Source organism: Megasphaera stantonii (assembly GCF_003367905.1).
Lineage (GTDB): Bacteria > Bacillota > Negativicutes > Veillonellales > Megasphaeraceae > Megasphaera > Megasphaera stantonii.
The window spans coordinates 2,374,279-2,392,420 of the sequence record NZ_CP029462.1 but is presented as its reverse complement, the minus strand read 5'-3'; the positions used below and the strand labels follow the sequence as shown (position 1 = coordinate 2,392,420).

General features: G+C 48.5%; 12 protein-coding genes. 4 read left to right on the top strand and 8 right to left on the bottom strand.

The window, feature by feature from the left end; genetic code table 11:
- Window positions 1–18 precede the first annotated feature (18 nt).
- Complete coding sequence (locus DKB62_RS11335; RefSeq protein ID WP_107196054.1) at window positions 19–1,590, bottom strand: AAA family ATPase; 1,572 nt, start codon at window positions 1,588–1,590, stop codon at window positions 19–21.
- Between the two features lie 175 nt (window positions 1,591–1,765).
- Window positions 1,766–3,142 carry an S-layer homology domain-containing protein gene (locus tag DKB62_RS11330; protein ID WP_107196053.1) on the bottom strand — a complete coding sequence of 459 codons (1,377 nt, stop codon included), beginning with the start codon at window positions 3,140–3,142 and terminating at the stop codon, window positions 1,766–1,768.
- Window positions 3,143–3,441: 299 nt separating this feature from the next.
- Here DKB62_RS11330 and DKB62_RS11325 point away from each other — a divergent pair, with 299 nt between their 5' ends.
- Window positions 3,442–4,431 carry an IS30 family transposase gene (locus DKB62_RS11325; protein WP_107196804.1) on the top strand — a complete coding sequence of 330 codons (990 nt, stop codon included), beginning with the start codon at window positions 3,442–3,444 and terminating at the stop codon, window positions 4,429–4,431.
- Between the two features lie 417 nt (window positions 4,432–4,848).
- Here the strand turns inward: DKB62_RS11325 and DKB62_RS12970 are convergent, their stop codons facing one another.
- The 6 genes from DKB62_RS12970 to DKB62_RS11295 all read right to left on the bottom strand — a co-directional run bounded on the left by DKB62_RS12970 (window position 4,849) and on the right by DKB62_RS11295 (window position 14,450).
- Window positions 4,849–5,088, bottom strand: a complete 240-nt coding sequence (locus tag DKB62_RS12970; protein ID WP_107196733.1) for a type III toxin-antitoxin system ToxN/AbiQ family toxin — start codon at window positions 5,086–5,088, stop codon at window positions 4,849–4,851.
- 214 nt (window positions 5,089–5,302) lie between these two features.
- A complete protein-coding gene (locus tag DKB62_RS11315) occupies window positions 5,303–6,649 on the bottom strand; it encodes an S-layer homology domain-containing protein (RefSeq protein ID WP_107196734.1) in 1,347 nt (448 codons plus the stop codon).
- 945 nt (window positions 6,650–7,594) lie between these two features.
- Entirely contained in the window at window positions 7,595–8,914 is a 1,320-nt protein-coding gene (locus DKB62_RS11310) for an S-layer homology domain-containing protein (RefSeq protein ID WP_095629480.1), read from the bottom strand.
- 345 nt (window positions 8,915–9,259) lie between these two features.
- Complete coding sequence (locus tag DKB62_RS11305; protein WP_107196735.1) at window positions 9,260–10,567, bottom strand: S-layer homology domain-containing protein; 1,308 nt, start codon at window positions 10,565–10,567, stop codon at window positions 9,260–9,262.
- Window positions 10,568–10,881: 314 nt separating this feature from the next.
- Window positions 10,882–12,342 (bottom strand): [FeFe] hydrogenase, group A, encoded by a 1,461-nt coding sequence (locus DKB62_RS11300; protein WP_107196736.1) that lies wholly within the window; start codon window positions 12,340–12,342, stop codon window positions 10,882–10,884.
- A 236-nt stretch (window positions 12,343–12,578) separates the two neighbouring features.
- Window positions 12,579–14,450 carry an ABC-F family ATP-binding cassette domain-containing protein gene (locus DKB62_RS11295; protein WP_107196737.1) on the bottom strand — a complete coding sequence of 624 codons (1,872 nt, stop codon included), beginning with the start codon at window positions 14,448–14,450 and terminating at the stop codon, window positions 12,579–12,581.
- 35 nt (window positions 14,451–14,485) lie between these two features.
- Here DKB62_RS11295 and DKB62_RS12635 point away from each other — a divergent pair, with 35 nt between their 5' ends.
- The 3 genes from DKB62_RS12635 (at window position 14,486) to DKB62_RS11285 (ending at window position 18,091) form a co-directional block, all read left to right on the top strand.
- Window positions 14,486–14,749 carry a hypothetical protein gene (locus DKB62_RS12635; protein ID WP_162860313.1) on the top strand — a complete coding sequence of 88 codons (264 nt, stop codon included), beginning with the start codon at window positions 14,486–14,488 and terminating at the stop codon, window positions 14,747–14,749.
- Window positions 14,736–16,241: a sodium/proline symporter PutP gene (gene putP, locus DKB62_RS11290; RefSeq protein WP_087478812.1), complete on the top strand. Its 1,506-nt coding sequence runs from the start codon at window positions 14,736–14,738 to the stop codon at window positions 16,239–16,241. Before DKB62_RS12635 ends, putP begins: the two co-directional genes overlap by 14 nt.
- A 98-nt stretch (window positions 16,242–16,339) precedes the next feature.
- A complete protein-coding gene (locus DKB62_RS11285) occupies window positions 16,340–18,091 on the top strand; it encodes an SWIM zinc finger family protein (protein WP_107196738.1) in 1,752 nt (583 codons plus the stop codon).
- The last annotated feature ends 51 nt before the right edge of the window (window positions 18,092–18,142 follow it).

Below are 18,142 nucleotides of genomic sequence, written 5' to 3'. Positions count from 1 at the left end.
ACCGATTTCTACCCCATATTACATGGTTTCTGTTTCTATACGGCAGGTATGCTTTTTGCTGCCTCTGTCATACGTAATGCCGACGCAGAAGATATTTCCTTTGTAATCCTTCAAAGCCTCCGTACAGTGTTTATCCCGTATTTGCCGCAATGCCGTGTCGGCAGTACCATCCCATTTCAGTTCCACGATCATAGCCGGCTTGTCGGCGTATTTTTTCTTTGGAAGAAATGCCATGTCGGCAAAGCCTTTGCCCGTCGGCAGTTCGCGGATAATCGTATAGTACTGCCGCGCGCTGTAATAGGCCAGTGAGACGGTATAGCTCAAGGCATTTTCGTCGTTATACTGCAGATGAGACGTATGCAAGTGCGCTTCTTCAAGGCCTTTCGCTACGGCTTCTTCGTCGCCGTTCCATGTAGCCTGTAAAAGCCTGTCCGACTGCAGCACGGAATGAACGATTTCCGACCATTGGGATACGCGCGTCGCCGTCACGTATTCGCCCATGATTTCCCGATTGGGAATGAAAACTTCCTTCGTATCAAAATCATAGCCTAAATACCCCAAATGAACAAGTAAGGTCAACACATCGTCGGCCGAATGGAAGGTCGTCATGTCATTGACGAAAGACCTCGTATCGATTTTCTGCCGTCCCCCGGCCATGAGCCTGACGATGGTATCCCGCAGGCCGGAGAAGTTCATGTCGATATAGACTTTCAGCGCTTCAAAGGTTTCCGTTTCCGTCCAGTACGTATCTAATATACCGCTTTCCATCGCCGATGCGACAGAGCGGGGATTGCATATAGACGTCATATCTCGAAATTGGTATCCATCATACCAGCTCATGGTTTCTTCATAATCCATATGGTACTGTTCGCACAAATTCCGAACTTCTTCAGCCGTAAAACCTACAAACGGCATCAGCTCCCGCGGATTGGTCATGGAAAACTCCGTAAACATATTCAGCGCCGAATGGGTTCCGTACTTTTTGATAGGCAGTATCCCCGTCATATAAGCCAAGCCAATGTAGGCCTTGTCCTTGAGCCAGTCGCGCAGGAAATCCAAATACTGCCGCTGAGCCTGGTAATCGTTTCGGTATTCACGGAAAATGCAGTCCCATTCGTCGATAATGACGACAAATGGACAATTCGTTTCAGCATATACATCACCCAAACAGCCTATCATATCAGCTCTGTCAAAATATTCCACATCAGGATATTCCCGCAGTACGTCATGCAAAATTCGCCGTTTCAACAAATCCAACATAGAAGCCATATCCATGCTTCGGCTCAAAAATTCCTGCATGTTGAGGAATAACACATCACATTGATTCCGATACGTATCAAAATCCGCATCGTCAGTAATATTTAATCCCCGAAACACCCTGCTGCCGTCTACAGTCCTGTCGTAATATGCCGACAACATATTAGCCGCCATGGATTTTCCGAATCGCCGGGGTCGGCTGACGCAGATATACTTATTGGATGATTTGAATATACGATTTGTATAGGCAATCATACTGCTTTTATCTACATATATAGCAGAACGCAGCGCTTCTTGGAATTTATCGCTGCCTGGATTTAAATAGATTCCCATGGCTCTCCTCCATCATGAATATGTTACCGATATTGTTACGCTTACCATTACGCTGATTGATATTGTCCTGTTACGTATATAGTATCAATATTGGCGGCAAAATTCAACGACAGCAGGTATAACAAAAAGACTACCCATTACTGAGTAGTCTTTTGTATATAACCTAAGGATTCGATTAGAATGCGAAGTTGAATTCTGCGCGAGTGATTTCTTCATCATTCTGACCAGAAACACCATCACTTGCATGGTCTTTAACGTCAGTAGCAAAGGACTGCATAACGCTGAATTTAGCATTTTTAGCGAATACGTAGTCGATACCTACGCCCCAAGACGTCATATTATCCATCAGACCGAAGTTTCTCCAAGAGCCTGTCGAACCACCGAGGAATGCACCGTCTTCAGCATCGATGTATTCAACCCAGATGTCCCAAGATTTCGGCTGAGCCATAACAGCTTTGCCATACGTAACCTTGCCAATCCATACTTGCGGATCACTTACTGCATTGCCAGTCGTAGAGCTGAAATCTCTATCAACACTTTCGTAGTTAGCCAAGATATTCCACTTAGAACCAAGGTTGATGCTTGCATAAGCACCCCACAAATTATCAGCATCAGCATCAACTACCGTATCATTAGCACCACCCGCACGGCTGAACTGGTTGTAGTATACGCCTGCAGCCGAATCATTACCAAAGAAAGCTTCGATCTCGCCATAGCCGGTCTTCAATCCATCCATGTCCTCATAACCAGCAACCTTCATACCGGCAGTTGTGCCTTCTGCAAAGTCATTACCTGCATTTTCTTTAAATTTACCATAACCAGCCGTTACAGCAACTTTACCATTGTTATACTTCAATTCAGCACGATCGAAGGTATCGCCATATTGATAAGCATAAGAACGAGCACCGCCAAGGAAATATGCAGCGTCACGACCGAGACTAAGATTCCAATTCGGGCTGCCGAAATTGTAGTCAACTTTAATGATATCAGCGTATACATCACCATCTTTATTAGTGTCAGTCGTTGTGCCATTATGACCAAAATTCTGATTATCTGTAGACAAACCTACTGTAGCCGTAACACGGTCATTGACCTGCGCTTGGCCACGGAGACGGATACGATAATCCCAAGAGTTATCATTTTCCTTAGTAGAGTCACCATGACGATAACGATAACGGAGACGAGCATCGCCGGTAAATTTAATGTTGCCGACTTTGTTTTCGAGATTCGATACGCGAACGCCGAGGTTGTTCAATTCATCAGCATATTCGTCAGCCAATTTGTTAATCAAAGCGCGCTGCTCAACGGAAGCTTTATCCATGTGTGCCATAGCTTTTGCTACCATTTCAGCGGCTTCATAACGAGTAATGTTGCGCTGACCCTGGAAGTATTCGCCGTCTACGCCTTGGATAACGCCTGCGTCAGCCAATTCTACTACGGACTTGTATGCCCAGCTATCCGTCGGTACATCGACAAACGGATTAGCTGCGAATGCACACGTTGCGCTTACTGCCATCGTTGCTGCCAATGCTGCTAATACTTTTGCTTTCATTGTGAAATGACCTCTTTTCGATAAAATAATGTAAAATAAGCCTTACATCGTTACGTGCGAGCGTCCCATATACGCTGCAAGGGGTCATTGGCGAGTTGTCCTAGTTTCCTCTCTCTTACTGCCTCACATTGTACCATGTTTCACTCTATACGAGTCACGCCTACAATATATCGTACCGCAACTATGTGTATCATTTTACCGGCGAATTTACAATACAAGTGCAACACCTATAAAAAATGACACATAGGTTTCTGATATAATAATGCTACCAAACAAAATCTATATCTCGGAGGAAACCTATGTGCCACTATCATCATCTTACTCTATCTGAACGAGAAAATCTACTCTTTTTTCGCGCGCAGTCCTATTCTATCTCTCGAATTGCGGCGGCCCTCGGCCGAGATAAATCCACGATCTCACGGGAACTACGCAGAAATACAGTGAACGGCAAGTATCTGCCCATCACCGCACAACAACAGTATGCCCGCCGCCGTAAGGCATGCAAGCCTCACAAGCGGTTAGAGAATGCCGAGCTATTCGCATTGGTTAAAAATCTCTTCCTGGTGCATCATTGGTCCCCAGAAGAAATTGCCGGACGCTTGCAGCTGGAACATCAGAAGGCACTCCTTAGCTATGCAACGATTTACCGCGCCATATATGCCGGTATGTTTGATGAAACGTCGTCCTCCCATGGGTCCCGCGGTGCGGTCCGCCGCTTGCGGCATCATGGAAAATCCCGGCATACCCGGCAATATCAGGAACGACGGGGTTCTATTCCCATCTCTCACGATATTTCGGAACGGCCAGCAGGAGCCGCTAACCGCTCCCGGCGAGGACATTGGGAATGTGATACCATAGCAGGAAAGACAGGAAAAGCCTGTCTGGTTACGTTGGTAGATAGAAAGAGCCGGTATCTGGTAGGAGGCAAAGCAGCCAAAAAGACAGCACAAGCCGTCAATACGGTATTGCTTCAGGTACTGCAAGGGCAACCTGTAAAAAGCCTTACGCCGGACAGAGGAAAAGAGTTCGCCCATCATGCCGCTGTCACGGAGGCCTTGAACGGCGTGCCGTTTTATTTCCCGCCGCCGCATCAGCCCTGGCAGCGGGGAAGCAACGAAAATACCAATGGCCTAGTCCGAGAGTATTTCCCGAAAGGGACGGACATCACACTCGTTCCAGAAGCCTATGTGCAAGCTGTTTTTGCAGAACTAAATCGCCGTCCCCGAAAATGTTTAGGATACAAAACGCCATACGAAGTACATTACTCTAAAAAGTTGCACTTAGCTTGACAATTCGCCCCAGAAAATCTTTACTTTGTCAAAAAACAGTAAACCAAAAAGTAATTTTTTAACTATACAGGCCGGGAAAATTATTCATAAGCAAGATACGCTTGTACTATTTTTAACTTTTTTTACATATTCCTTTACAGCATATCCACAGATCCGTCTTAAGAATATAAAAGAAATCGTATGGATATTAAGTCTCTGCACTCCTCTTTTCATGCATACTACAAGTATAATTTCTACATATCTTTTCTAACAGCGTAAAATCACAATAGATACACTACATGATTGCTGTTGCAGCCAATTTTATACACTTTTTATATGCTAACTCATGAATTTGCTCCGCATGCTTTCTGCAATATCTGCGCTTGATTTCCAGCAATCTCCAATATGTTTCATCCGTTTTTCTGATCTGTTCAAAATTCAATTCCGACAAAACACTATGGCCGGGAACATAAATGACAATCGTACAGTCGAAAGGATAGTACCCATATTATTTTTGATAGCAAAGGAGGTTCTGAACTTTTTAGTATTCGAAGATATAGGCGCAAAATAATTGGCATCGTGAATCTTCAAGACAATGCCGCAGACAAATTTAGTATGACCGGCATATCCTATATTGGTAACTTTAGGCTCATATTGCTGTAAATAGGTTATGCACATGATAAAACCGCATAGATATCCTTTCTATAAAAAAAGAGGCAGACCATCGGCCTGTCCCTTTTCAAATTATGTTCTCACTTACGGTAGAGATTCACCAGCATTACTTATCTTTCTGCTTGTCATTATACTAAATTCCAGAAAACATATTAATAGCACATTAGCAAAAAGACCGCCCGTTGCCGGACGGCCTTTGATTGTTTTCTAAAAGATGAAATTAGAATGCGAATACGAACTGAGCACGAGTCTGTTCTTTATCAGCATAAGAGTCATCCTGAGAACGTTTTGTATCTGTTGCAAAGGACTGCATTACACTGAACATTGCATTTTTAGCAAATACATAATCGACACCTGCGCCCCAAGAGGTAATGTTATCCATCTGGCCAAATCTCCAGGAGTTCGTGGAACCGCCGAGGAATGCACCGTCTTCCGCATCAAGGTATTCAACCCAGATATCCCAAGATTTCGGTTGAGCCATAATAGCTTTACCATAAGTTACTTTTCCAATCCAAACTTCCGGATCATTTACATCTTTGTCAGTATTCATGCTAACTCCATCTTTACTAACTTTTTCATAGTTAGCAAGAATATTCCATTTAGAGCCAATGTTTACACTAGCATATGCACCCCAGAGATCGTCAGCATCGAGATACTCAGTTGCATCTCCATTTAAACGACCTTCGCCACCTGCACGAGTAAAATCATTATAATATACCCCTACAGCCGAACCATTGCCAAAGAAACCTTCAATCATGCCATAGCCAGTTTTAACACCATCTAAATCAGCATCGCCAGCAAAGAAGGCGTCAGCTTCTTTAAATTTACCATAACCAGCTGTTACAGCAAACTTATCATTGCTATATTGTAACTGAGCACGGTCAAATACATCACCGTACTGATAGCCATAAGAACGAGGACCACCGAGCATCCATCCGGCTTCACGACCGAGGCTGAGCTTCCAGTTCGGGCTGCCGAAGTTGTAATCTACATTAATGATGTCTGCAAATACATCACCGTCTTCGTTAGTATCAGTTGTTGTCCCATTAGAACCAAAATTCTGGTTATCAGTCGTCAAACCTACCGTTACAGTCGTACGGTCGTTGACCTGAGCCTGCCCGCGAAGGCGAATACGATAATCCCAAGAATTATCATTTTCTTTGCCTTCACTGCCATGCATATACCGATAACGGAGACGAGCGTCGCCAGTGAATTTGATGTTGCCGACTTTGTTTTCGAGGTTCGATACGCGAACGCCGAGGTTGTTCAGTTCGTCAGCATATTCATCGGCCAATTTGTTGATCAAAGCGCGCTGTTCAACAGATGCTTTGTCCATGTGTGCCATAGCTTTGGCTACCATTTCAGCGGCTTCATAACGGGTAATGTTGCGCTGGCCCTGGAAGTATTCGCCATCAACGCCCTGAATGATACCGGCGTCAGCCAATTCTACTACGGATTTGTATGCCCAGCTATCCGTCGGTACGTCGACAAACGGGTTAGCTGCGAATGCACACGTTGCGCTTACTGCCATTGTTGCTGCCAATGCTGCTAAAACTTTTGCTTTCATTGTTAAATGACCTCTTTTCTAAAATATAAAACGATACATGATGTGTTACAGTCGAGCCATATATCGTTCGTTTTAAGGGGTCATTGGCGAGTTGTCCTAGTTTCCTCTCTTTTACTACCTTAAAACTCAACAGATATGCGCTCTATTTAGCTGCACCTACGCCTAAAGCGTACCTCAGCTTTGCCTATATTGTAACGCAAAATTTACTTTTTGTCAAAATTCTGTAAACTTTTATTCATTCCACACCAGACAACGGCATGATACTGCACTTTTCACATAACATTTTTCAGGCTGCGTCTCATAGCGGTAAAAACACTGATTCATTCAGTAATCTATACTTCAATAGTCTCTCCGATATAATATCTCCAGCAATTTATCATTTTATTAGTCGAATTATTAGTCGAAAAGCATAAATCCTTATTCTTCAAAAACATATTTCAAATAATCACATTTCTCTTGCCATACATTACTAGCAATTTAATTAAGATTAAAATTTAGTTAAAAATGAAATGCCGCGAGTTTCACCTACAGACAATGCGAATCCATCTATGCTATACTAAACGCGTTGCTTGTACTTCCTGAAATTTCTGCAACAGGAAGGAGGTGCGCCATGTTTGAGATTGCGGTCTCCCTGTTACTTTCTATCGCGGCAAATGTGATATCTTATTACATTTGCAAATGTCTGGATAGAAAAGGATAAGCAGCCAGACTGGCCGTCAGCGTTCGGCATAGAATAAACGTTAAAACCCCTCCATAGATACCAGCTATGGAGGGGTTTGTGCGTCATGGCAAATTGCGTTCTCCCTTTTGCCTGTCTTTAGTATAACAGGAAATTCAGAAAAGGCAAGGCTAAATATAGATATTTTCGAGCTATTTAACTGAGTTTTCATGCAAAAGAAGACCGCCCGTAGTTGAGCGGTCTCCGTGTATATAGCTGCAATGGAATTAGAATGCAAAGGTAAATTCTGCGCGGGTCTGTTCTTCCGGATCGGAATCGTTGCCGTCTTTGATATCCGAAGCAAAGGACTGCATAACGCTGAACTTCGCATTTTTAGCGAAGACATAATCAATACCGGCGCCCCAGGAGGTGATGTTATCCATCTGTCCAAATCTCCAAGAGTCCGTCGAACCGCCGATATCAGCGCCGTCTTCGGCGTCAAGGTATTCAACCCAGATGTCCCAGGATTTCGGCGTCGACATGCTAGTCTTGCCATACATCAAGCGACCGATAAACATGTTAGCACTGTCATCGTTCGTAACCTTCGAAGCGGTTTCGAGGCTGGTGTTTTCATACTGAGCCAGGAGGTTCCATTTGGAGCCGAAGTTTACGCTAGCATAAGCGCCCCAGAGGTCATCGGCGTTAAAGTCGCCGACTACACCGTCGCCGGTTGCATTGAAGTCATTATAGTATACGCCGGCAGCCGAACCATTGCCAAAGAAGCCTTCGATTTCCGCATAGCCAGTTTTTACGCCGTTAATGTCAACCTCCTTGCCATTACGCCATCCGCCGTCTACTTTGCCAGCCGTATTGCCTTCTTTAAATTTACCATAGCCAGCCGTTACAGCGAATTTATCGCCGCGGAACTGCGCTTCTACGCGGTCAAATACATCGCCGTATGCATAACCGTAGCCGCGGGGGCCACCGATTTTATACTTATCCGTACGGCCGAGGCTGAGGCCAAAGGACTTGGTATTGTAATCGACTTTGATATCGTCGGCAAAAATATCACTTTCCTCGCTAGCTTTACCATTGTCAGCAAAGCTCTGGTTATCAGTGCTGATGCCCAATGTAGCCGTCATGCGGTCATTGATCTGCGCTTTGCCGCGAAGGCGGATACGATAATCCCAAGAACTGTCGTTATCTTTATTGCCATCCTGATAGCGATAACGGAGACGAGCGTCGCCAGTAAATTTGATGTTGCCGACTTTGTTTTCGAGGTTCGATACGCGGACGCCGAGGTTGTTCAATTCGTCGGCGTATTCGTCAGCCAATTTGTTGATGAGAGCCCGCTGTTCCACCGTTGCCCGGTCCATGTGAGCCATGGCTTTCGCTACCATTTCAGCAGCTTCATAACGGGTAATGTTGCGTTCGCCCTGGAAATATTGACCGTCGACGCCCTGAATAATGCCGGCATCGGCCAATTCTACAACAGATTTGTAAGCCCAGCTGTCTGTCGGTACGTCGACGAAGGGATTGGCCGCAAAGGCGCAGGTCGCGCCTACAGCCATCAGTGCTGCTACAGATGCTAATACTTTGGATTTCATTTGGAAAACCTCTTTTCTTAAAGTTAAGTACTCTTCCTATCTCGTTACATGCGAGCGTCTTTAGGAAAAAAGAAAAGGGTTCATTGGCGAGTCATCCTGGTTTCCTCTCTTTTACTGCCTTTTCTTGTCTTTCTATTCCGCTCTTTTACAAAGAGACGCCTGCCCAGGATTCATTCCCGGCACCGCTCTTTTCGTAACTTAGTATACCGAAAGTCCGCCAGTACGTCAAAACGGCTGAAAACCGCATCACCATGCGATTTTCAGCCGTTTTTACACGCTTATTACAGAGATTTTTCTGTTTCTTTTCCTACATTTTACGTAAAAGACAATGGCTCTTTTTGTCTCTTAGAAGAAGAAATTTAACTCTATATCGGTAAATTCGTCAGGGTCTTTCAAGCCGTTTTTGCCTTCAGTACCAAAGGTTTGTCCTACTGTCAACACTACGTTTTTGCCTACGGCATAATCAAATCCGACGCCCCACGAGGTAACGCCGTTGAGAACACTGTCGTCGCGCCAGGAGTTCGTCGCCCCGCCAATAAGTGCTCCTTTTTCCGCGTCGATATATTCTAACCAGGCATCCCAAGAGCCTTTCTGTTCTTCGCTGACCGATCCATAGGTAACCTTTCCAATCCAGACCTTCGGATCGCTGACACTGTCATCTGATTTATCACGGCTGATGCTTTCGTAGTTTGCTAAAAGATTCCATTTCGAACCGACATTTACGCTGGCATAAGCGCCCCACAGATCGTCGACGTCATAATAATCGGCAGCTGTCCGGTCGCTTCCTCCGGCAGTAGAGAAATCATTGTAGTATACGCCGACAGCCGAGCCGTTGCCGAAGAATCCTTCGATTTCACCGTAGCCGGTCTTTACACCGTCCAATGTCAGTTCGCTGTCGCCGGCGATGTCGCCTTCCTTAAATTTACCGTAGCCAGCCGTTACGGCAAAGGAATCGTTCTGGTATTTCAATTCGGCCCGGTCAAATACGTCGCCGTATTGGTAGCCATAGGCGTTCTCGCCGCCGAGGACGTACGTATCCGTGCGACCCAAGCTCAAATTCCAGTTCGGGCTGCCGAAATTGTAATCGATTTTGATGTCATCGGCAAATACGTCGGCATTTTCACTGGCCGCGCCGTTGCCGCCAAAGCTTACGTCACCTGTACTGATGCCCACTGTCGCCGTCGTACGGTCATTGACCTGGGCTACGCCGCGGAGGCGAATACGGTAATCCCAGGCATCATCATTTTTCAAGCCGGCATCACTGCTGTGCTGGAAGCGAACGCGGGCGTCGCCGCTGAATTTAATATTGCCGACGCGGTTTTCTAGATTCGACACGCGGACGCCGAGGTTGTTCAGCTCGTCGGCATATTCATCGGCAAGCTTGTTGATAAGGGCCCGCTGTTCCACCGACGCCTTATCCATATGAGCCATCGCTTTAGCTACCATTTCCGCCGCTTCATAGCGGGTAATGCTGCGCTGGCCCTGGAAGTACTGGCCGTCGACGCCCTGAATGACGCCGGCGTCAGCTAATTCTACGACCGATTTGTAGGCCCAGCTATCTGTCGGTACGTCAACAAAGGGATTGGCCGCAAAGGCGCAAGTCGCGCTGACTGCCATAACGGCCGCTAAGGATGCGAATACTTTTGATTTCATGATGAATTACCCCTTCCAAATGAAATATGTTTTCTTTTTTTTACATTTGTCAGATGGGTATCGTTCTCAGCAATTTCAGTGACGAGTGCGCCTAGTTTCCTCTCTTTTACTCTTGTGAAAACGATAGACTCCGGCAATATGCAAGGCATGTATGCATTTTCATTACCTTGGTGACAACCAAATTATACAAGAATAATTCTCATAAGTCAATAGACATTGATTCATTTTATCATTTATATTGTTCGCATGCAAAAAAAGACCAGCCCGCACACGTCAGGCTGGTCTTACGTCTCTATTCAACTATGATGGGTCTATTACAACGGCTGATGTACCGTCGGTTTGAATCGCGTAGACATGGGGTTCGTTTCCGGCGTCAAGTTCTTCATCTTGCCCAGCTGATCGGACTTGTCGCTGAAGTAGGTATGAAGGGCCCATTCGGCCATTTCCGACAGCGGTTCATCAAGGAAGAGCTTGTACAATTCTTCGATTTCCGGATTCTGCCAGCTGGCTTTGATATCCGTTTCTTCGTCCGATTTGTACAGCGAGGCAATGCGGGCTTCGTTGACCTTTTTCACCTGAGGCAGTTTGACCTTAGGCTGGCCGCCGCCGCCGATACAGCCGCCGGGGCAGGCCATGACTTCGATAAAGGAATAGTTTTCGAAATCGTTGTTTTTGATGAGGTCGTCGATAAAGGCGCGAGCGTTGGCCAAGCCGCTGATAGAGGCGACGTGAAGTACGAAATGGCCGAAGGCGACGCTGGCTTTTTTGACGCCTTCCTGGCCGCGGACTTCTTCAAAGGGAATGAAATCCTTCGGAGCCGGACGGCCTGTAAACAGGTGGTACGCCGTGCGGATAGCCGCTTCCATAACGCCGCCGGAGTTGCCGAAAATCTTGCCGCCGCCAGACGATTCGCCGAAGGCGGTATCGAACTTGCTGTCTTCCAAGGCAGCAAAGTCGATATTTTCTTCTTTAATCCAGTTCGCCAATTCACGCGTCGTAATACAGATATCGGTGTCGCGCATTTCCGGAACATCCCAGAAAATAGACGAGCTGTTGAATTCAGGACGAAGAATTTCCGCTTTTTTCGCCGTACAGGGCGTAACGCAGACGTTGACGATCTTGCTCGGGTCGATATCTTTCTTTTGCGCAAAGAAGGTTTTGATGACCGGGCTCAAAATGCTGATCGGGCTCTTCGTCGAGGATAAATGCGGAAGGAGATCGGGATAGAAAATTTCAGCAAATTCTACCCAGGCCGGGCAGCAGCTCGTAAACTGCGGGATAGGGATTTCTTCGGACTGGAGGCGGTGGAGCAGCTCCGTCGCTTCTTCCATAATCGTCAGATCGGCGCCGAAGTCCGTATCGAATACGTAATCGCCGCCAAGAGCCCGCAGGGCTGCGACCATCTTGCCTTCAACGAAAGTCCCCGGCTCCATGCCGAAGGATTCGCCAAGGCCGACGCGGACGGCCGGAGCCGTTTGGAAAATAACGATTTTATCCGGATCCTGAATTGCTGCTTTTACTTTTTCTACGTCGTTTACTTCCGTAATAGCGTCAAAGGGGCAAGCTGAAGCGCATTGACCGCAATGGACGCAAATCGGCATATCGCCCGTACTTGCCAAACTGTAATAGTCCATGATGCTCTGCGTGTTGGAGCAGGCTCGGCGGCACAATGTGCAATTTTTGCACTTAGTTTCGTCAAATTGAACGGCACAGTTGTGTTCATCTATGGGAACGCGCCGCTGAAGTTCTTTGAATCTGGAACGGAATACAGACATCTTTTTCTCCTTTTTGTAAAAAATATTTACATGCAAACTATGTAATCATTTATCACAAACTTTTTTCGTTACCTATAGAATAACATAAACAGAGAATTGATTTCCATTACTTTACCGTATTTTATTTACTGATTTTTACATGATTTTTATGCTGATTTTGCATAGTTAAGAATGAATGCTCAAACTATCATAGATACGAAAAATACCATGTCATACCCGTCCATATGTTTATATTTTTACTCCGCTTTCAAGTCTTCCATCTCGCACCATCGTTCTGTCAGCTCGTCGACCTTCCGCTGCGTCTCCTGCTGCTCTTTTAAGAGCGATTCTACCTGTTCGTAATCGCTTCCGGCCGCCGCGATGGCCGCGTTGATGCCTTTTAGTAATCCTTCATACTGCGGCAGTTCCTCCAAAATACGCCGGAGTTCTTCCTCCTGCCGGGCCGTCAGACCAACTTTGCGGGCAACCGGAGCCGCTTCACCCTTTGACTGCGCCGCAGCCGGCGATTTTTTCACGTCGTCTTTCTCGCTGCGGACGGCAAGGGTTTCGGCCAGATAGTCGCTGTAATCGCCGTAATATCTTTTCCACGTCCCGTTTTCGATGATGAACAGCTTATCGGCTACGCGATCCAGGAAATAGCGGTCGTGGGATACGACGAGAACAACGCCCTGATATGTATCGAGATACCGTTCCAATACAGTAAGCGTCGGTATATCCAAATCATTGGTCGGTTCGTCCAGCAAAAGGACGTTAGGCTGCTCCATGAGCAGCCTGAGCAAATAGAGCCGCCGCCGCTCGCCGCCGCTTAGTTTATAAATATAGGTATACTGCATCTCGTCGGAAAAGAGAAATTGCTCCAGCAGGCGCGTCGCCGATATGCGCTGGCCAAACTGGTTGGTCACGAAATGGCCGCGCTCCTGGATGTAGTCGATGACCCGCATGGACTCGTCGAACTCCGGCAGCTGCTGCGTAAAGAAACCGAAGCGGACGGTCTGGCCGATAGTCAGTGTTCCCGCCGTAGGCTGCAGCTCACCGGACAGCACTTTCAGCATCGTTGACTTCCCTACGCCGTTTTCGCCGATGATGCCGATGCGGTCGTGCTTGACGACGTGATACGTCACGCCGCTGAACAACGCCTCCTGCCCCGGATAGGCAAAGGCCACGTCGTCAATATCCAATATGGTCTTGCCGAGCCGTACGGACGTATCGAAGATTTCCACGTTTTCCACAGGCTTGCCGTCTTCAATGGCGCAGAGCTGCTCGTACCGGTCGCGGCGGGCCTTCTGCTTCGTCGAGCGAGCCTGAGCGCCCCGGCGAATCCAGGCCGTCTCGCGCCGTATGAGGTTGCGCCGCTTTTCTGCCGACGCTTCTTCCTGTTCCAGCCGGGCCTGCCGCAGCTCCAAATAAGCCGCATAGTTTCCTTCATACGTATACACATGGCCCCTGTCGAGTTCAATCATGGAGTCGACGACCGTATCGAGAAAATACCGGTCATGAGTGCTGACGATGAGGGCCGCTTTACTGTCCCGAAGATACGCTTCCAGCCACAGGATCGTCTTGTCGTCTAAATGGTTCGTCGGTTCGTCCATGATGAGAAGATCGCAGGGCATGATCAGGGCTCGGGCCAGCCCCAGCCGCTTGCGCTGGCCGCCGGATAACTCGTCGACGCGCTGCGTCAGGTCGTCAATGCCCAGTTTCTGCAAAATGACCTTGGCGTGCTGCTCCAGCTCCCAGGCATGGCTCGCATCCATTTCTTCCGTCAGCTTGACGACTCCCTCGTCGTCGCCGCGCTGGACCGCTTCTTCATAGCGGCGCAGGAGCTGCATGACCGGCAGGTCGCCGTCCAGCACGCTTTCCAGTACGGTGCGGCCCGGCAAAAACTGCGGTTCCTGCGGCAGGAAATGAATGCGGGCCTTCTGATTTTTCCAGATTTCCCCGCTGTCGGCTTCAGCCAGACCGGCGATAATTTTCAGCAGCGTCGTCTTGCCGGCGCCGTTTAAGCCGATGAGGCCCAATTTCTGCCCGCCGTCGACGGCGAAGGTCACGTCGTCGAAGAGAACCCGCAGGCCGTATGATTTTTTTACCTTGTCTAACGTCAGTATATTCATAACTGTCTCCCATTCTTCTGTATGCAGTGATTGGCATGCGTTTCGCCGGGCAGCGGCGCGCCGCATGGGAAAATTCATCAAAAATGTATTTAGATTCTATTATTATAAATACATTTAATAATTTTTTCCACTTTATCACGATAAAACCCTTGCCTGCCGGGCAAAAGTACAGTACAATGAAACCATTATTTTATTTATATACAGAATGCTATTACAAGACAATCGCTCGAGCAGGTCTGCCGATGCGTCCGTTCGGCCTGTTTGAGCAGGGGGAGGAATTATTTCATGCTAGAATCTAATGTGTCCGTAATTACGGCATTTGCTATTTACCTGCTGGCAATGCTGCTCATTGGCGTATATTATTCACGCTCCCAGCGGCACCTGAGCGACTACATCCTCGGCGGCCGCAGCCTCGGTCCGTGGATTACGTCCATGAGCGCCGAAGCGTCCGACATGAGCGGCTGGATGCTCATGGGCGTGCCGGGCCTGGCCTACTCTACGGGCGTATCCGCGTCGTGGATCGCCATCGGCATCGCCATCGGCACCTATTTAAACTGGCATTATATTTCGCAGCGCCTGCGCAATTATACGGAAATCGCCAACAACAGCCTGACCATGCCGGACTACTTAAAAAACCGCTTCCACGACGACCAGAACCTGATCCGCATCATTTCGGCCGTATTTATCCTCATCTTCTTCCTGATTTATACGTCGTCGGGCTTCGTATCCGGCGGGAAGCTGTTTGAAACGGTCTTCGGCATGGATTACTTCTCAGCGCTGCTCCTCAGCGCCGGCGTCGTCGTCGTGTACACCTTCCTGGGCGGCTTCATGGCCGTCTGCTGGACCGACTTCATCCAAGGCTGCATGATGTTCCTGGCTATCGTCCTCGTGCCTCTCGTCGGCATGATCGTCGTCGGCGGCCCCGTCGAAACGATGACCCGCATCGCTGCCGATGCGCCGCAGCTGCTGGATATGGTGCCCGACTCGAGCACGGCCGGCATTATCGGCATCATTTCTTCCCTGGCCTGGGGCGTAGGATACTTCGGCCAGCCTCACATCCTCGTCCGCTTCATGGCTATCGGCAATCCCGATGAATTGAAGAAATCGAAACACATCGCTATGACCTGGGTCGTCATTTCCCTGGCCGCGGCCGTTCTCGTCGGCCTCGTCGGCAAGGTCGTGCTGATCGACCCGCTGACCGGCGCCGATACGGAAAAGGTTTTCCTGGTCATGAGCCAGATGCTCTTCTCGCCCTTCGTCACCGGCTTGATTTTATCGGCCGTACTGGCGGCTATCATGAGTACGGCGTCGTCTCAGCTTCTCGTCACGGCGTCGGCCATTTCCAAAGACTTCTACCATACCTTTATCCGTAAGAACGCCAGCGACAAGGAATTGATCCTCGTCAGCCGCATCACCGTTCTCGTCGTCTCGGCCCTGGCCATCATCCTGGCCCTGAATCCAAACAGCTATATCCTTACCATGGTCGCCTATGCCTGGGCAGGCTTCGGCGCAGCCTTCGGCCCGACGATTCTCCTGTCCCTGTACTGGCGGCGCATGACGAAAAACGGCGCTCTGGCCGGCATCATCGTCGGCGGCCTGACCGTCCTCATTTGGAAGCAATTCGGCTGGCTGGGACTGTACGAAATCGTACCGGGATTCATTTTCTCCCTCATCGCCATCTACGTCGTCAGCAAGATGGACAAGGAACCAAGCCCGGAAATGCTCAAGGAATTTGACGAAGCCATTCATTTTAAACAAAAAATCACCATCTTAAAAGGTGATGAACGATAAGATTCTGCAAAACGTTGCCCTCTCGCCTGACGGCAACGTTTTGATATATCTTCAAATAAGACTATTATGTACAACTATGCGAAGGAGGAGGGCATACAATGGACTGGGAACTCTTATTTAAACCGCATATACTGCATCGCGGAGCAGAGTATTACCGCGATGCCGCCGTCGAGGATCTCAAAATTACAGACACGCAAATAACAGCTGTCGTATTGGGAACGGAAGACTATGACGTTGAAATCGGCATAAAAGACGGGATCATTCAGGCGATGTCCTGCACCTGCCCTTATGCGGCTGACGACAATCACTGCAAGCACATGGCCGCCGTCCTGTTCGCCTGTCAGGAAACGGAGGACCTCATATTGTCAGCAAAGCCCGATGAATCGGAATGGGAAAGCGGAGAGGACGAAGATGATGTCTTAGACGACTGGAAAGCCGACGTTCTGCCTGATTTCCCCGGAATGACCTGCAAGCCGGACCAGGAAACCATCCTCGCTGAACTCATACACAACGCCGACGACCTGACGGTCCGCGCCTTTTTATACTCCATCTTAGAAAAAGATCCGGCCCTGCAGAACCGGTTCCGCATGCTCACGCAAAACGTCATGACCAAGGGCCTGCTGAAAGAATGGAGACGGGAAATCGATCGCATTTTCGCCGACGCCGGCTGGGATGACTATATAGATTATGAACAGGCCAGTTATTTTACAGGAGAGCTGTACTCTTTTTTATCGTCCCTGGACCAGCGTATATCCGCCGCTACGGCAGACGGTATTTTCAAAACGGTAGATTACACCCTGTCGCAGCTGCAATCCACGGATATGGACGACTCCGACGGCGGGCTGTGGTGCTTGTTCGATTTCTGCTATCAAATCGTCGGCAAGCTGCTTCCCTACTGCACGGCAGAAAACCAGCTCCGCATCTTCGACTGGGCAGCCCGGCAGCTCGATTACACCCATAAGGACGGCCTATGGTATGAGCTGGCCCAGGACTGTGCCATGCAGTTTATCCTGCAGCAGTTCCCCGGCCCGGACTTTTTAGACAAAAAGCTGGCCTTGACCGATAAGGAAGTACAAAAAGCTGCTCGGCAGACAGATTTTGAAAACGTCATCTTGCCGCAAAAAATAAAAACCCATGTCCTTCTGATGGAGCAAAAAGGCTGTCCTGCCGAGGAACAAGCAGCCTATATTGCCCAATACAAACAGTACGGCAGCGTCTGCCTGCTGCTGAGCGAATTTTACGAATGGCAGCAAGACGACGCCAATGCGATTGCCGTCTTGGAACAAGCCTACGCCGCCGACAGCACGCCGTCGTACATCGCCCGCGAATGCTGCGAAAAACTCAAGGAGTTATACAAAAAGACAGAAAATCAGGAACGTTACCTCCAAATGCTGTGGGATTTAGCCCTGACCATCCACGTCGCCAATATCGATTTGTACAGGGAATTAAAAAGTCAGTATAAGCCGGAGGAATGGCGGGAGCAACGGGAAAAAATCCTGACCAGCTGGGGAACCAATCCCTACGCCGGACAACTATACGCCGAAGAAAAGCTCTACGACCGCCTCCTTTGCCACGTCCAAAAGCATTGCCGCCTGTCGGAAGTACAGCAATACGAATCCATCCTCAAAGAGAATTTTCCCGACGAGCTCCTTCAGCTTTACGAACACATCGTCACAGAGATTGCCGTTCAAGGCCTTGGCCGTCCGAGCTACGTCAAAATCGTACGGATTCTGCGCAAGATGAAACGCCTTCCCGGCGGGCCGCCCTTCGTACAGGCCCTCGTCGGCCAATGGCGGCAGCAGTACAAGCGGCGCCGGGCCATGATGGAAGAGCTGGATAAGCTGACGTGAGGCGGCCCGCATAGTTGACGAAGAAGGCCTTCGTCTGCTAGTATCAATACA

Bases quoted from the DNA above. Each gene is read 5' to 3' on its own strand.
- DKB62_RS11335 (WP_107196054.1), bottom strand. From the start codon at position 1,590: ATGGGAATCTATTTAAATCCAGGCAGCGATAAATTCCAAGAAGCGCTG.
- DKB62_RS11330 (WP_107196053.1), bottom strand. From the start codon at position 3,142: ATGAAAGCAAAAGTATTAGCAGCATTGGCAGCAACGATGGCAGTAAGC.
- DKB62_RS11325 (WP_107196804.1), top strand. From the start codon at position 3,442: ATGTGCCACTATCATCATCTTACTCTATCTGAACGAGAAAATCTACTC.
- DKB62_RS12970 (WP_107196733.1), bottom strand. From the start codon at position 5,088: ATGTGCATAACCTATTTACAGCAATATGAGCCTAAAGTTACCAATATA.
- DKB62_RS11315 (WP_107196734.1), bottom strand. From the start codon at position 6,649: ATGAAAGCAAAAGTTTTAGCAGCATTGGCAGCAACAATGGCAGTAAGC.
- DKB62_RS11310 (WP_095629480.1), bottom strand. From the start codon at position 8,914: ATGAAATCCAAAGTATTAGCATCTGTAGCAGCACTGATGGCTGTAGGC.
- DKB62_RS11305 (WP_107196735.1), bottom strand. From the start codon at position 10,567: ATGAAATCAAAAGTATTCGCATCCTTAGCGGCCGTTATGGCAGTCAGC.
- DKB62_RS11300 (WP_107196736.1), bottom strand. From the start codon at position 12,342: ATGTCTGTATTCCGTTCCAGATTCAAAGAACTTCAGCGGCGCGTTCCC.
- DKB62_RS11295 (WP_107196737.1), bottom strand. From the start codon at position 14,450: ATGAATATACTGACGTTAGACAAGGTAAAAAAATCATACGGCCTGCGG.
- DKB62_RS12635 (WP_162860313.1), top strand. From the start codon at position 14,486: ATGCGTTTCGCCGGGCAGCGGCGCGCCGCATGGGAAAATTCATCAAAA.
- putP (WP_087478812.1), top strand. From the start codon at position 14,736: ATGCTAGAATCTAATGTGTCCGTAATTACGGCATTTGCTATTTACCTG.
- DKB62_RS11285 (WP_107196738.1), top strand. From the start codon at position 16,340: ATGGACTGGGAACTCTTATTTAAACCGCATATACTGCATCGCGGAGCA.